A 15,572-nucleotide genomic window follows, 5' to 3' on the forward strand; every position below is an offset into this window, starting at 1 on the left:
AATTAAATTAAATATAGTAAAGTTACAGTTAAAATTATAAGTAAATTCTATAATATAGGGATAGGGATATTTAGCCTTTTTATTATATAAACAACTATAGTTTTGAAGAAATATTTTGATTCACATGGAGAGATAGTATGAAAAAAGAATTGATAAAAGCAATTGAAGCAGCAGAAAGATATAATTTATTTTTAAAGGTAGTGACATCAGTTAGAAGCTGCGATTCATATAACAGCTTTTTTAATATTTACGATGAACATGAAGAGGCATGCAGAAGAATTGTTGTACTTACTAAGACAAAGGAATTGGAAGAAGTTTATGATGAAGATCCAACAGAAGAAATAAAAGAATGCAAAATAGTTCAAGGTAATTTATGGATAAAGGATTATTCCCTGTTGACGAATCCAGATAAAATAAATTTATCAAGTTTATATGTTATTAAGAATTTGATTGAGGAACTATTATGAAAATAAAGAAACGTCTAACCATTTCAAATATATTCATGTTAATTATACCTGTAATTATCATATTTATTATTGCATTTATAATGAATATTCCATTTTCAAAGGCTTATGAAAATAAATTTGAAGGTTATAGGGAGCATGATCAGAATGCTTATTTCATTCAACAAAGTTTAAAACCAGATATGAGAAATATAGAAAATAAAAATGATTTAGATAAATTTCCAGAGCAATTACAGAAATTTCTTGATCCTAAGGGATATCATCTAATAATAACATATGATGGGGAAATTGTGTCATCAAATATTGAAGATAAGGATAAAGAAGCTATTTCGATGATAGGAGATGATGTACTTTTTAAATCTAATTCATTAGTTTTAGAGATGAACTCTATATCCTTAGTTAAAAATAGCTTTGTTAAGGATAATAAAGTAGTAAATATTATTGCAATAAATCCATCATATAAACCTGTAAGGATTGACATAAAAAATGAAATGTCAACTTTGGTAATAAGCTATATAATAATAGTTATTATAGTTTCACTAATTGTTGTCACGATAACTAATGCTATACTATCCAGTAAGATTTATAAGAAATTGATTCGCCCTTTAGAACTTTTAAGCTATGGGGCTGAACAGATAAAAAACGGAAATCTGGACTTTGAAATGAATTATGAAAGTGATGATGAATTTGGACAAGTTTGTGGTGATTTTGATGAAATGAGATTAAGATTAAAACATTCGGTCGATATGCAGCTAAAATATGAAGAAGATAGAAAGCAACTAGTGGTAGGAATATCCCATGATCTAAGAACACCATTAACTGCAATTAAAGGTTATGTGGAAGGATTACGTGATGGGGTAGCAAATACTCCTGAAAAACAAAAAAAATATTTAGACACAATTTATACTAAGGCTTGTGATATGGATGTATTAGTTGATAGTCTGTTCCTTTTTTCTAAATTAGATACAGGCAGGTTTCCATTTAAATTTGATTTAGTAAGCATTAGGGAATATATAGAGAGTTTTTACAGGTGTGCTAAGAAAGAGTTTTATGGAAAAAACGTTGAAATTTCATTTGAAAGTAAATGTGAGAATTCAACATTAGTGAAACTCGATTATAATGAAATAAATAGAGTTCTTCTGAATATATTGGATAATAGTGTTAAATATAAGCAGAAGAATTTAGTTAAAATAAAAATTAAATTGTATGAAGATGAGGAATTTGCAATATTAGAAATTAGTGATAATGGTTCAGGAGTTCCTGATGAAGAGCTTTCAAAGTTATTTCTAAGTTTTTATAGAGGAGATGTTTCACGAACAAAGCCTAATGAAGGAAGTGGACTTGGATTAGCTATAGCAAAACATATAATAGAAGCGCATGATGGAGATATTAAAGCTTTTAATAATAATGGACTTACAATAAGAATAACATTACCTAAAAGATAATTGTAAAACAGAGATATATTATAAGGTAGGGAGGATAGTCAATGAAAAAGATATTGATAATAGAAGATGATGAAAGTATAGCTGAATTAGAAAGAGATTATCTGGAGATAACTGGATTTAAAACAGAAATTGCTCAAGATGGATATAAAGGACTAGATCTTGCGCTAAATGAAGAATTTGATTTGATCCTTTTAGATGTTATGCTTCCAGGAAAGGACGGATTTAAAGTTTGTCAGGAGATAAGAGCTGTTAAAGAAATACCCATTTTGATGGTAACTGCTAAAAAAGAAGATATCTATAAAATACAAGGACTCGGCATAGGTGCTGATGACTATATTGTTAAGCCATTTAGTCCAAGCGAACTTGTAGCAAGAGTAAATGCACATATTTCTAGATATGAACGTCTCACAACCATTGAAAAAAATAGCGATAATGAAAAAAGTTCAATAACTATTGGGCGTATTAAAATTTTACTTAAAGCAAGAAGAGTTTATATAGGGAAAAATGAAGTTAAATTTGCTAACAAGGAATTTGAACTTTTAATGTTCTTAGCTTCAAACCCTAATATCGTATTTTCAAAAGATACATTGCTAGACAGGATATGGGGAGAAGAATCTTTAGGAGATAGTTCTACTGTAACTGTACATATTAATAGAATAAGGGAGAAAATCGAGTTAGATAGCAGTAATCCTGAGTATATTGAAACTGTGTGGGGAGCTGGATATAGATTTAACTTATAAATTTATAATTATTTGATATTGAACAAAAATATGTTTATTTTAACAATGATTTATATCATAAGCCTAAAAAACATGGTATGGAGAAAAATAACAAAAATCATGAAATGCAATCTAGAGGTGCAATTAGCATTTGTAAAGAAATACAAAAGTTAATTGCACCTCTAGATTTTTTATTTATAATTATTAAATTTAACATGAATTTAACATTTGTTTATATTCTGTTTATATATGTGTAATAGAGATGTTACAATCCTTTATTATAATTAGAAAATAAATTTAAAATAGAATAATATTACTAAATGACAAATTGAGGAGGAAACAAGATTGAGAAAAACATTTATAAGTTTTTTAATTGGAGCTTTAGTGGTTTCTAGTAGTATATCAATGATTAATATACCAAGTGCATATGCTGACACTACTGATAATAGTACAATTAACGAAGTGCCTGATGATAGCGGGACGATTAAAGTATCATTAGAAAACATAAGAGATATCATGACTGAAAATAATTTAGATATTAAGATTAAGAAGAATAATTTAAAAATAGCACAAGAGGAATATCATGATGCATTAGATGATTATGATAGTGCGAAGAGTGCATATGATACTTATAGTGATAAAGAGAATATCGAGTCAAACTATGAAGCGGCAAAAAATGCTTATGAAAATTGTACAGATGTAACTCAAAAGGAAACTCTCAAAGCAGCTTACGATACAGCAAAAGCAGCTTATGATGCGAAAAATGCTTATGATAATGCTGATACAACTTTAACGACAAAGCGAGATGCTTTTAAAACAGCTAGGGATGATTATAATAAGGAAATTGAAGATCAAGTATACGCAGCTCAACAGGCATACATAACTTATTTGTCTGATTTACCAAATGAAAAAATAGAAGAAGATACAGTGAATATTAATACTAAGAAAGAACAAATATATAAACTTCAATATGATAGTGGTTTTATATCTAAAAATAAATATACTGAATTATTACAAGGAAATACTTCAGTTGACGACTTGAATTCGTCAAAGAATACAGCAGAGCTTGATAAACTTAAGCTATTCAACTTACTTGGAATAAGTTCTGAGAGTAAAGTTACATTTGAAAATGATATAGATAAAAATTTTGATGTTATACCTAAAATTAATTATGAAGATGATTTAAGCAAAATGCTTGAAAATAATATTGATATAAAACTTCAAAACGATGAGATTGATGATTTAGATGATGCTGAAGATGATTATGATAATAAAGATATTTATGATAATAAAGTTGAGGAAGCAAATAATAAATTAAAGTCGCTAATGAATAGTACTGAGACAAGCTTTAAGAAACAATATAATGATTTAATGACTTCTTACAATTCAATAAAAAGCAGTTATGATGTGATAAACCAGAAACAAAAAGAATATGAAATTGAGCAAACAAAATATGATTATGGATTTGTTTCAAAAAATGATGTCGATGCTGCGAAATTGACTTTAGATAGCGAGAATGCAGATTTTATAAATAAAAGAAATCAATGCTATTTATCTTATTTAAAGTACATTGAAATGAAAGAGGGTTACTAAAATTGAAGCTTTTATTTAATAAAAAAACTTTGGCTAATAAAGAAATTATAGAAACAACTGAAGCAAGCAAGAAAAAATTTTTGACTAAAAAGAAAGTTATAAGTTTAGTTGCGATATTAGTTGTTTTAGCAATAGGAGCAGGTATTTATAAGGTTAAATTTGCTAAAACGAAAGTAACACAAAGCAGCGTTAAGTATACAACTCTTAAGAAAACAAATATTGCTACAACAATTAGTTCATCAGGCGCTATAAAGAGTGGAGATTCAACCAATATATATTCAAATTTAGAATATAATGTTGCATCAATTAATGTTTCAGTTGGAGATGTAGTAAAAAAAGGGGATGTGCTTGCAACAATAGATACATCAACTCTTCAAGAACAACTTGCTGAGGCAGAACAAACTCTAAATGCAAATGAGCAAAAAAATCAGTTATCATTAACAAGCGCAAAACAAAAATATGATAATTTGCAATATTTACATGATAATAATTTACAAACTGATATAATAAATGCTGAAAAAGCTGTTGATAGTGCAAAACTCGATATGGAAGATAAGAGTAAAGTTTATGAATATGATAAGGTTATGTTTCAAAATGGCGAAATTTCTCAGCAAGATCTAAATACAGCAAAAACAAATTATGAAAATTCTAAAGGCGTTTACGATAAATCAACGGTTGCATTAGAAGCAGCGAAAGTTAATGCCGATCAAGCATTATCTGAAGCAAAAACAGCTTATGAATCTGCTCAGGCAGCGGCTAATGATAAGAGTAATAGGCTTGCATATGAAGACAAGAAAAAGAAATTGCAAGATGCTCAGGTTGTAGCGACTGTAGATGGGACAGTAACTAATGTAAATGCCGTAGTAGGTATACAAGCATCTGGGGCATTATTTGTAATTCAGGATTTAGATAATTTAATTGTTAATGCGAGTGTTGATGAAACAGATGTCGCAAAAGTAAAAGTGGGGCAAAAAGCTCAAATAACAACGGATGCTTCAGGGTCTGATATTATTGATGCAGAAGTTGTAAGTGTTGAACCAGTTTCTAGTACTGCTAGTGCGAGTACAAGTACAACTAGCACAAGTAATGGTAAGGCTAGCACTAGCACTAGTTCTACTAGTAATACTACAAGCAGTGATGTATCTTTCACAGTTAAGGTACAGTTAACCGGTAAAAATGATAAGGTGAAAGTAGGTATGAATTCAGTAGTAAATATTATCACAGATGAAAAAGATGATATTTATTCAGTACCATATGGAGCAGTAATCAATAATAATGGACAAAACGAGGTTTACGCAGCAGTTGAACAAGGTGGAAAATATATTGTTAAGGAGATTCAAGTAACTAAAGGTATAGAATCAAATGCAAATGTTGAAATTGATAGTTCTGATCTATCAGATGGAATGATCATACTTAATGAGCCAGCAAATTATAAAGTTGGTGATGCAGTAGAAATAAATTCTAGAAAAGCAAAGTAGGGGGTGAGTGTCTTTGAGTAAAAATATAATAGAAATGAAAGACATTACAAAAAGCTTCTATATTGGAACTCCGAATCAATTAAATATTTTAAAAGGAATTGATATTAGTGTAAAAGAAGGAGAGTTTGTATCAATAGTTGGTTCATCTGGATCTGGAAAAAGTACATTAATGAATATTATAGGTGCACTTGATAGAGCAACTTCTGGGAACTATATTTTAGATGGTACAAATATTAATGAAATATCTGATAATGGGTTATCGGAAGTAAGAAATAAACAAATAGGTTTTGTATTTCAGACATATAATCTAATTCCAAGAAGTTCAGCTTTGAAGAATGTGGAATTGCCAATGCTTTATTATGGAATGAGTAAAAAAGATAGGAGAATACGTGCAGAAGAACTTTTAGATCTTGTTGGAATGAAAGATAGAATGTCTCATCAACCAAATGAACTGTCAGGAGGACAAAAACAGAGAGTAGCTATTGCAAGAGCATTAGCTAATGATCCAAGCATAATACTTGCGGATGAGCCAACAGGTGCCCTTGATTCAGCAACTGGAAGGTTAGTTATGGATTTATTCCATAAGGTTCATGAACAGGAAGGTAAAACTATTGTATTTATAACCCATAATAGCGAACTTGCGGAGGAAACAGAAAGAATTATAACTTTGAAGGATGGAAATATAATATCTGAGAAAAAGAATGATATGTATTATAAAAGATTTCCAAAAGAGGACAACGTATGTTTATAAAAGAAAATATAATGCTTGCAGTTGCAGGCCTTAAATCTAATAAAATGAGGGCACTACTTACAATGCTCGGAATAATAATAGGGATAGCATCAGTAATTGGTGTTGTCTCAGTGGGAAATGCAATGACCTCTTCTTTAACAAGTTCAATGTCATCGATGGGTGCAACCAACATTACAGTTAATGTACAAGAAAAAAGTAGTATGACAAGTACATTAAATTCGCCGAACTCTAATAGTTCAAGTTCAAAAGGCACAAATAATTATAATTCAAAAAATTCAGGCTCGAAAAATTCAAATAAAAATTCACAAAATAATAGTGGAGGTGCACAGCCAGGAGGAGGTGCACCACCAGGTGGAGGTGGAGTACCGGGTGCAGGCGCTATGAGAGCATCAAGTGGAGGAGGAATGCCTCCGGGAGGTTCAGGAAGACAAGGAAAATCAAGTAGCACTGCAAAAGATATTGATCTTATGACAATGGAACAGATAAATGATTTACAAGAAAATTTTAGCGACGAGATAAGTTCTTTAAGTGTATCGGAAAATGGCAGTTCAGGCAAAGTTAAGAATGATTCAACATATGCTAATATAAGTACAGTGGGTACAAATGTTGGGTATAAAGATGTTAAGAATTTGGAAATGGCCGAAGGCAGGTACCTTTCACAAAATGATATTGATGGAGCAAAAGATGTTGCAGTAGTTTCAGATAAATTAGCATCAAAGATATTTGGAACAAATGTAGATCCCATAAACCAAGATATAAAGGTCTACACATCAAATGCAATTTATACCTACACAATAGTTGGAGTTTATAAATATAAAGCTTCAGGAGGAAATAGAACAACATCTGATGAAAATTTAACTACTGACTTATATATTCCGGTTACTGTAACAAAGAAGACAGCAACTAATAAAAATTATCAGACATTTCAGATAAAAGCAAAAGATGAAGTAAATGTTCAATCATTTACTAATGAATTATCAGACTACTTATCTAAGCTTTATGCAAAAAATGCAAAGTTTGAAGCTCAAGCAAGCAACATGGAAAGTATGCTTGAATCAATGACATCAATGATGACTACAGTTGCAGTGGCTATATCTGCTATTGCAGGAATTTCGCTAGTGGTTGGTGGAATTGGAGTTATGAATATAATGTTGGTATCTGTTACAGAAAGAACAAGAGAAATAGGAACTAGAAAAGCACTTGGAGCTAAAAGCAGTCATATAAAGATGCAATTTATAGTTGAATCAATTATAATATGCTCGATTGGTGGTATTTTAGGAATATTACTTGGTTTAGGTGCAGGAGCAATTGGTTCAAAAGCCATGGGATATTCAACTACGGTATCACCATTGGTTATTTTAATAAGTTTTTCATTTTCAATGTTTATTGGAGTATTCTTTGGATATTATCCGGCAAAGAAAGCAGCGGAACTAGATCCTATAGAAGCACTTAGATACGAATAGAATAGAATTTAAAATAATTTTTAATGCCATGGAGTTAGTCTATATTATTACTCCATGGCATTATTATATTACTATTAAACAAATATTTCATAAATTCCGAAAGCGATTAATACACTTCCAGAAATAACATTTGAATATCTAATCAAATGTTTTGAGAAATTGATATTTCGATTAAAGTAGCCTATATATACAAATAAGATAGAAATAATAAAATTTAAAAATACACTTACACTAAGATTAACACCTGTTATACTTGCAGCAAAATTTGTACAAATATTGTTTACAGATAGTGCGATGGAAAGAGCTAAACATTCTCTTAGATTTATATTATGAGAGTTATCTAAATTTATAATATAAGAATCCTCTAAGAGGTTTTTATATTTAAAAGAACTTTCATAATAAAAGGAAGTATCGTAACCAAGACGTTTTTTTTCTAAGCGAATATTCTCAACTATAAAAGAAATACCAATATAACTTAAAAGAATAGCACCAAATATATTACTGACCTTAGGATCTATTAAGGGCAGAATTAATTTACCAATATACATAGAAACAAATGTACTAACAGAAGTTACTATTGCAAGTAAAATACTATTTGATTTAGATAAATGTATTTTCTTAATTCCATAAGATAAAAAAACTGATAATGTTACTATATTTGTTGAAATAGCTAGTAAAAGAGGTGATATAAGAATCATATGGAACTCCTAAAAATTATTTTAGTATAATATATTCATTTTATTTAAAAAAAGATTGTAATATGATAAATTTATAAGATATTTAAGATGTTTTTTATATTTGATTGAAAGAAGAATGAGATATTTAAATATTAAAAGTTGTGTTGTAAAGTTCGCTTAATATTTTATAAATATAAAGGTTTGATATTAGGTGATGCAACAAACATATAAAAAAATGATTTATCATGAAATTCAGTTGTGCTTAAGGTCTATATGTAAGATTATAAAGGTATAGGAAATTCGCCTATAGATGCGCTTAAGTAAGATCCATATATAAACGATAAGATTTGATAAATATTAATAATAGCTATTGATTATGTAAATATAATAACATAATTAATAGCTATCTTTGTTTAATTAGTTTGATTACTCCATTTTTTGAAATTAAAATAATTAACTAGTATGACAATAAAAAGCATAACAGCAAATACATATAACGAATACTTTATACTAATTCCTAAAAATGTATAAAGCAAAATTATTGGTGTATCTGCAAAAAATATTGTTAAAGTATATTTAATAAAGCTAATTTCAGCTAATACAGAAAAGAAACAAATAATGTCTGTGGGTACAACTGGAGAAGACACCCCTAAAGCTAGAAGTTGCACATTATTTTTTTTAAGCATATTGTATATTTTTGGATATTTATTTACTATTTTATTTTGGTAACTCATTCCGAATGTAAGTCTTGCAAAGAAAAATAATAGAATTTCACTTAATAAATTAGCTGTTGCAGTTAAAACAAAAGCTTCATATGGATTAAATAATATTCCACCAATAATTATAAAAATTGTACAAGGAATTAGTGTGAAAATTCTTAGCGATGCAATTATGAAAAATAAAATTGCACTGAATTTTCCATATGTATTTAAAAAAAATATTATCTTATTAACTCCATCACTATATAATTGATATTTAAAAAAAACAAATAAGATTGATATCCAAAATACAATAACAATACCTTTGAATAACTTACTCATTAAATTTACCACTCCTTTTATACTGAACTTAAATAAAGCAAAAAAGTTTTTAATAGCAATATTTCTACCTTACTATAAACTATTTTACCAATAAATTATAAGAAAATGTTAAAATTTTGGAAATCTTTCGTTTATTTTAAGAATTATTAATAACAATAAAGTAATAGAAGATATTTTAAACTTAAGGTATAATATAGTAAAAACATAACATACTAGGGGGCAGTTGTATGAGTAAATATTGGAATGATAAAGTTAGAGAAATAGAGCCTTATGTGCCTGGGGAGCAGCCTAAGGATCGAAAGTACATAAAATTAAATACAAACGAAAATCCTTATCCACCATCAGATAAAGTTTTAGAAGCCATGAGGAACGAGGTTAATGATGATTTGAAACTTTATCCAGATCCAACATGTAATGAGTTAATAAGTGAAATAGCTAATTATTATAGGCTAGATGAGAATGAAATATTTATAGGAAATGGTTCGGATGAGATTTTGGCGTTTTCATTTATGGCTTTTTTTTCAAAGAACAAAAAAATATTATTTCCAGATATAAGTTACACTTTCTATAAGGTTTATGCTGAACTTTTTGATTTAAATTATGAATTAGTAAAATTAGATGATAATTTTGATATACCATTGGAAGAATTAAAACAAACAAATGGTGGAGTAATAATACCAAATCCTAATGCTCCAACAGGAAAATATATAAATACAGAAAGATTAAAAAGTTTGATTGAAGCTAATAAAGATAGCGTAGTTATTATTGATGAAGCGTATATAGATTTTGGCGGCCAGTCAATGGTTAAATATATAAATGAATATGATAATCTTTTAGTAATTCAAACATTATCAAAATCACGTTCATTAGCTGGATTAAGAGTTGGATTTGCACTAGGTCATAAAGATTTAATAGAGGGATTAAACAGAATTAAAAATAGTATAAATTCTTATACCATAGACAGAGTGGCTTTAGCTGGAGCTAAAGCAGCTATTCAAGATAGTAAATATTTTGAGGAAATAACTAAGAAAATAATAAAAACAAGAGAAAAAGTAGTTAAGGAATTAGAAAATTTAAATTTTAGAGTTTTAAAATCAGAATCAAATTTTGTCTTTGCTAGTCATAACAATGCTTCTGGAAAGTTTCTTTATGAGAATTTGAAATGTCAAGGAATACTAGTAAGATATTTTGATAAAGAAAGAATAGATAATTTTTTGAGAATAACAATAGGAACCGATGAAGAAATGGATATTTTGATTGAAAAATTAAGATTAATTTTGAGTAATAATTAGAAAGAATTATGATAAAAGTATAGTTAATTTAGATGCAATGTGCTAAATAGGATTACTTTTGGAAATCCGATTTAATGAATTGTATCTAATTTTACTTATAAGAGAATGTTATTAGTCATATAGAATAAGAGTTAAGGATATAATGAAATTTTTGTCTGAATTTATGTTTAGGCACTTTTGAAATTAACAGAGAGATTTTAATTTTTGAAGGAAGGTTTGATTTTATGGAATTATGTGTTAATAAAGAATACGTTTTAGATGTCGCAAAGGAAATATTAGAATTCGACAGTCCAACTGGTTTCTGTTTTGAGATAATTGATAAAATAAGAGATATAGTTAGAGAGTTAGGATATAGTTTTGAAACTACTAATAAAGGTTGTGGAATAATAACTATAAAAGGTAAGTCGGATGAAAAAATATTAGGATTATCTGCCCATGTGGATACATTAGGAGCAATGGTCAGATCAATAACTTCAGATGGGAAGATAAAGTTCACTTTACTTGGAGGACCAATTGTTCCAACTTTAGACAGCGAATATTGTACAATACGAACAAGGGAAGGAAAGAAATATACAGGAACATTCTTAAGCACAAGTCCTGCAGCCCATGTTTTTGAGGATAGCTCAAGTAAAACAAGAGATCCGAAAAATATGGAAATAAGAATTGACGAAGAGGTTCATTCAAAAAGTGATGTTCAAAAGTTGGGGATTTGTGTAGGAGATTTTATATTTATTGATCCTAAAACAACAATTACTGAGAGCGGGTTTATAAAGTCAAGATTCATTGATGATAAAGGTAGTGTTTCTTGTTTAATGGGTTTATTGGAATTATTTAATAGAGAAAAAATCGTTCCTAAATATACTACAAAAATATTAATTTCAACCTATGAAGAAGTTGGACATGGAGCATCATATATACCAAGCGATATAGCTGAGATGATAGCGGTAGATATGGGATGTATTGGGGATGATTTAACTTGTAGTGAATATGATGTATCAATATGCGCTAAAGATTCAGGAGGGCCATATGATTATAATATGGTAACAAAACTAATTAATCTTGCAAAGGATAATGAGCTTAAATACGCTGTAGATATCTATCCAATGTATGGTTCGGACGTAGGAGCCGCTTTAAGAGGTGGGAATGATATACGTGGAGCATTGATAGGGCCTGGGGTTCACGCATCTCATGGGATGGAAAGGACTCATTATAGTGCTCTTGAAAACACTATTAAATTATTATATTTTTACTTAACTAATTAAAAATATAATCATAATCTATTAATAGGATTGCAGAATTAAATGTATAAAGTAGTTTTTGAGATGAAAAGTAAAGTAATATAGATACATTTTAGGAGCAATTTTAGTAACTTTTGTATAATTTTATTATGCAGAATGAGGGGATTGATTATGGATATAGAAAACTTAAAAAGGCAATATGTGGAAGATAGAAGTGAGAAAGAATATATTGAAAATGTAAAAAGAACTGCAATGGTATTATTAAAACAATTAATAAACCTCGATAAAGAGATATGGGAAGAATGCAGTAATATATGTCATATATATATAGCAAATATTAAAAAAGAATTTTGTAATTATTTTATCAAAAATGGCTTTGAAATTAGACAAGGAACCGAGATAATTGCAAAATATGAATGTTTAGAAATAAAATTATTAAAATTGGCAGAGGATAGTAAGTATGAGGCTAAATATATCCTTACAATTGGAGGGGATAAGGAATTTTATATTAAATTAAGACCTTCTAATAAATATAAAAGAATGATTTCATGGAACTATCCATTATTTAATAACGATGAGGCCAATATAAGCAGGGAAAATGGAAATAAGGCTATAGCTGATTGTAATGATTTAGAAAAATTAAAAAAAGCAAGCGAGTTTTTTAAAAAGAAAATAGAAGAATTTAATGAGATATTAAGTGACATTAATTCATTTAGATATATTTATACAGAATACGAAAAAGATAAAACTACTGATGATAAAGTTGAATTCGATACATTTGAGGAATTGTTTAGATCATTATAGATATATAACTATAAATATTGTTGAAATAAAATTATAAAGAATAAGTGGATAAAATATAAGGTATATAATTATCTAATATTATCTTTACTCTATAATAGGATTTTAGAGATTAAAATAATTTTAATGGACAATAGACAGGTTTGATATATTAGTATATCTAATTGCATAAAGAGAATAATTAAAATAAATTTTAAGGCGATTTTAATTTGGAGGTATATTTATGAAAGCATTTATATTTGATATGGATGGAGTAATTATTGATAGTGAACCAATTCATTTTGAGGTGGATATGCAAACTATAAGAGAATTAGGTTGTAATATTTCGGAAAAAGAATTGGAAAAATACGTAGGATCAACAAATGAATATATGTATACGGATATAAAGGAAAAATATAATATAAAAAAATCATTGCAAGAAATAATAGATTATAAAGTAGAATTGACCAAAATGAAGATTATTGAATCTCATTTAGAGCCAATAGATGGAATCAAAGAATTGTTAATAGAATTAAAGAATAGAAATATTCCTGCTGCAATAGCATCATCATCACCTAAAGATTTAATTGATATAGTTGTATCAAAGTTTAAATTACAAGAATACTTTAAATATATTATAAGCGGAGAAGAAGTTGAAAGAGGAAAACCATCACCAGATATTTATATTGAAACATCAAAAAAATTGGGAATATCACCAAAAGAATGTGTCGTTATTGAAGATTCTAGGAATGGAGTATTTGCTGCAAAAGATGCTAAAATGAATTGTATAGGATTTAAAAATATTAACTCTGGAAATCAAGATTTATCTAAAGCAGATATAATTGTTAAATCAATTCGAGATATAGATCTAAGTAATATTCTAGAAAACCATATAATTTAAAATTATATAGAATAAATGAAAAAAAAGCAGATGCTATTAAATTTCCTAAAATTGATTTTTTTAAAATTATTTGAGATTATACGTCTAAAATGGTATAATTTATATGAAAAAAATCAAGGGAGACGATTAGATGCGACGCAATAAAGTAAAAAAAATAGCAATATTAGCAGTATTTTTATGTATTAATAGTATTCCAGTAATAACTTATGCAAAAGACGCAAGGATTAATGGGGAAGTTGTAGAAAAGAGTAGTGTTGAAATTAATGACAACTGGCTTACAGAAGAAGTAGCCAAGCAGTTAGGTAAAAAAGTGGACAACTTAACAGAAGCAGATTTTTTGAATATCAAAAAAATTGATTTAAGCCATAAAAGAGTTGGTAATAATATACCGGAAGAAATAAAGATGTTAAAGAATCTAGAGTATCTAAACTTAAATTCTTGCTATATATATGAAGATATTCCTGATTATTTAGGAGATTTACCTAGATTAACTTATTTAGATTTAGGAAATAATCAATTAAAGAGATTACCTAAAAATATAACTCAAAAAATAGTAAATGGTACTTATACTTATTGCGATGTTGAAGGAAATAAGTTTAGGTTAGATAAGGGATGGTATTTTTTAAAGGGTAAATGGTGCTATTTGGATAGAAATGGAAACAGGCTTAAAGGAACTGAAACTATTGATGGTAAGGAATATCAGTTCAATGACGATGGTAATGTAAAAGATGGTTGGGAAAGTGATAAGGATAAGAATTGGTACTATTATGACAGAATGAACGGTGTAATAAAGAATGACTGGAAACAGATATCTGGAATTTGGTACTATTTTGATAAAGATGGAAAAATGGAAAAAGGATTGCAGACAATAAAGGGCATTAAATATTTCTTCAATGATAATGGAGCAATGGCAACTGGATGGGTGAAGATAGATAATAGCTATTATTATTTTTCAGGATCAGGAGCAATGCAATATGGATGGTTGACTTTAAATGATAAGATTTACTATCTGGATGGTACGTCAGGCATAATGGCATCAGGGGATACGGTTATAAACGGTAAAAAATATAGATTTTCCAGTGATGGTTCATTAATTAAGAATGTATGGCTAGATAATTATACATACGTTAATCCTAGCGGTGAAACAGTGAATACTTCCTCTAATTATTCGCATTCAAGTACAAATTATCAATTGTTTAAATATATGACTAATGTGAATAATCAATTAAGCGTAGATAGTACTGCTGTTGCATTACATGACGGCATTACTAGTAATAACTGCGTGTATTTTACATCTGAAGCGTTAAGAAGGATAGGTGTTAATATACCAACTTCAACAGCAAATACATATCAGTTAGAGAACATATTAAAGAATATGGGATTTGTTTATAGTTATGATTTTTCTCAAATTAAACCAGGAGATATTGTATTTACAAATAATTATACTCATGTTTATATCTTTATGGGTTGGGACAAAGATGGATATGCTTATATTGTAGATAATCAAAGGACAAGCTTTGGAAATTCGGTATTACATAAAAGGCTTATTCTTCAAGATACTGCGACAACAGATAGAGCTACTCATTTCTTCTACTATCCATATTGATTCTGTTGTTAATATGAATAGAAAATATATGTGAACTTTTCTTAGATTTTTATAAATGCTAGATAAATTTATAGCTATAAGTTAAAGTATATATCTAAATAAAATAGGAATATAACATATTTAAT

14 protein-coding genes are annotated in these 15,572 nt (G+C 28.4%); 12 read left to right on the forward strand and 2 right to left on the reverse strand.

Annotated features, from left to right (window positions below; all coding sequences use genetic code 11):
* Positions 1-137 precede the first annotated feature (137 nt).
* The 7 genes from ACJDTP_RS11780 to ACJDTP_RS11810 all read left to right on the forward strand — a co-directional run bounded on the left by ACJDTP_RS11780 (position 138) and on the right by ACJDTP_RS11810 (position 7,913).
* Positions 138-467, forward strand: coding sequence for a hypothetical protein (locus tag ACJDTP_RS11780; protein WP_406761314.1), 330 nt, complete (start codon positions 138-140; stop codon positions 465-467).
* The gene (locus ACJDTP_RS11785) at positions 464-1,909 is read left to right on the forward strand and encodes an ATP-binding protein (protein ID WP_406761315.1); all 1,446 of its coding nucleotides are present in this window, start codon (positions 464-466) and stop codon (positions 1,907-1,909) included. The genes ACJDTP_RS11780 and ACJDTP_RS11785 overlap by 4 nt, the downstream gene beginning before the upstream one ends.
* Before the next feature lie 41 nt (positions 1,910-1,950).
* Positions 1,951-2,649, forward strand: coding sequence for a response regulator transcription factor (locus ACJDTP_RS11790; protein WP_017212993.1), 699 nt, complete (start codon positions 1,951-1,953; stop codon positions 2,647-2,649).
* Between the two features lie 324 nt (positions 2,650-2,973).
* Positions 2,974-4,221, forward strand: coding sequence for a TolC family protein (locus ACJDTP_RS11795; RefSeq protein WP_171771093.1), 1,248 nt, complete (start codon positions 2,974-2,976; stop codon positions 4,219-4,221).
* 2 nt (positions 4,222-4,223) lie between these two features.
* Entirely contained in the window at positions 4,224-5,699 is a 1,476-nt protein-coding gene (locus tag ACJDTP_RS11800) for an efflux RND transporter periplasmic adaptor subunit (RefSeq protein WP_406761316.1), read from the forward strand.
* Between the two features lie 13 nt (positions 5,700-5,712).
* Entirely contained in the window at positions 5,713-6,450 is a 738-nt protein-coding gene (locus tag ACJDTP_RS11805) for an ABC transporter ATP-binding protein (RefSeq protein ID WP_078117079.1), read from the forward strand.
* Positions 6,441-7,913 (forward strand): ABC transporter permease, encoded by a 1,473-nt coding sequence (locus ACJDTP_RS11810; RefSeq protein ID WP_406761317.1) that lies wholly within the window; start codon positions 6,441-6,443, stop codon positions 7,911-7,913. The genes ACJDTP_RS11805 and ACJDTP_RS11810 overlap by 10 nt, the downstream gene beginning before the upstream one ends.
* A gap of 74 nt (positions 7,914-7,987) precedes the next feature.
* On the opposite strand, the gene ACJDTP_RS11815 is transcribed toward ACJDTP_RS11810, so the two are convergent.
* The gene (locus ACJDTP_RS11815) at positions 7,988-8,611 is read right to left on the reverse strand and encodes an MntP/YtaF family protein (protein WP_406761318.1); all 624 of its coding nucleotides are present in this window, start codon (positions 8,609-8,611) and stop codon (positions 7,988-7,990) included.
* Between the two features lie 392 nt (positions 8,612-9,003).
* Entirely contained in the window at positions 9,004-9,630 is a 627-nt protein-coding gene (locus ACJDTP_RS11820; RefSeq protein ID WP_406761319.1) for a VTT domain-containing protein, read from the reverse strand.
* A 227-nt stretch (positions 9,631-9,857) separates the two neighbouring features.
* Between ACJDTP_RS11820 and hisC the strand changes: the two genes are divergently transcribed.
* The 5 genes from hisC (at position 9,858) to ACJDTP_RS11845 (ending at position 15,447) form a co-directional block, all read left to right on the forward strand.
* Positions 9,858-10,922 carry a histidinol-phosphate transaminase gene (gene hisC, locus ACJDTP_RS11825; protein WP_173710804.1) on the forward strand — a complete coding sequence of 355 codons (1,065 nt, stop codon included), beginning with the start codon at positions 9,858-9,860 and terminating at the stop codon, positions 10,920-10,922.
* A 224-nt stretch (positions 10,923-11,146) separates the two neighbouring features.
* Positions 11,147-12,184, forward strand: a complete 1,038-nt coding sequence (locus ACJDTP_RS11830; protein ID WP_173710803.1) for a M42 family metallopeptidase — start codon at positions 11,147-11,149, stop codon at positions 12,182-12,184.
* Between the two features lie 147 nt (positions 12,185-12,331).
* On the forward strand, positions 12,332-12,964 hold the full coding sequence (locus ACJDTP_RS11835) for a hypothetical protein (protein ID WP_173710802.1): 633 nt from the start codon (positions 12,332-12,334) through the stop codon (positions 12,962-12,964).
* A gap of 220 nt (positions 12,965-13,184) precedes the next feature.
* Positions 13,185-13,841, forward strand: coding sequence for an HAD family hydrolase (locus ACJDTP_RS11840; protein WP_077837037.1), 657 nt, complete (start codon positions 13,185-13,187; stop codon positions 13,839-13,841).
* A gap of 130 nt (positions 13,842-13,971) precedes the next feature.
* Positions 13,972-15,447 (forward strand): leucine-rich repeat domain-containing protein, encoded by a 1,476-nt coding sequence (locus ACJDTP_RS11845; RefSeq protein WP_171771100.1) that lies wholly within the window; start codon positions 13,972-13,974, stop codon positions 15,445-15,447.
* Positions 15,448-15,572: the final 125 nt, after the last annotated feature.

The sequence above is a fragment of the Candidatus Clostridium helianthi genome, assembly GCF_045310795.1.
Classification (GTDB): domain Bacteria; phylum Bacillota; class Clostridia; order Clostridiales; family Clostridiaceae; genus Clostridium; species Clostridium helianthi.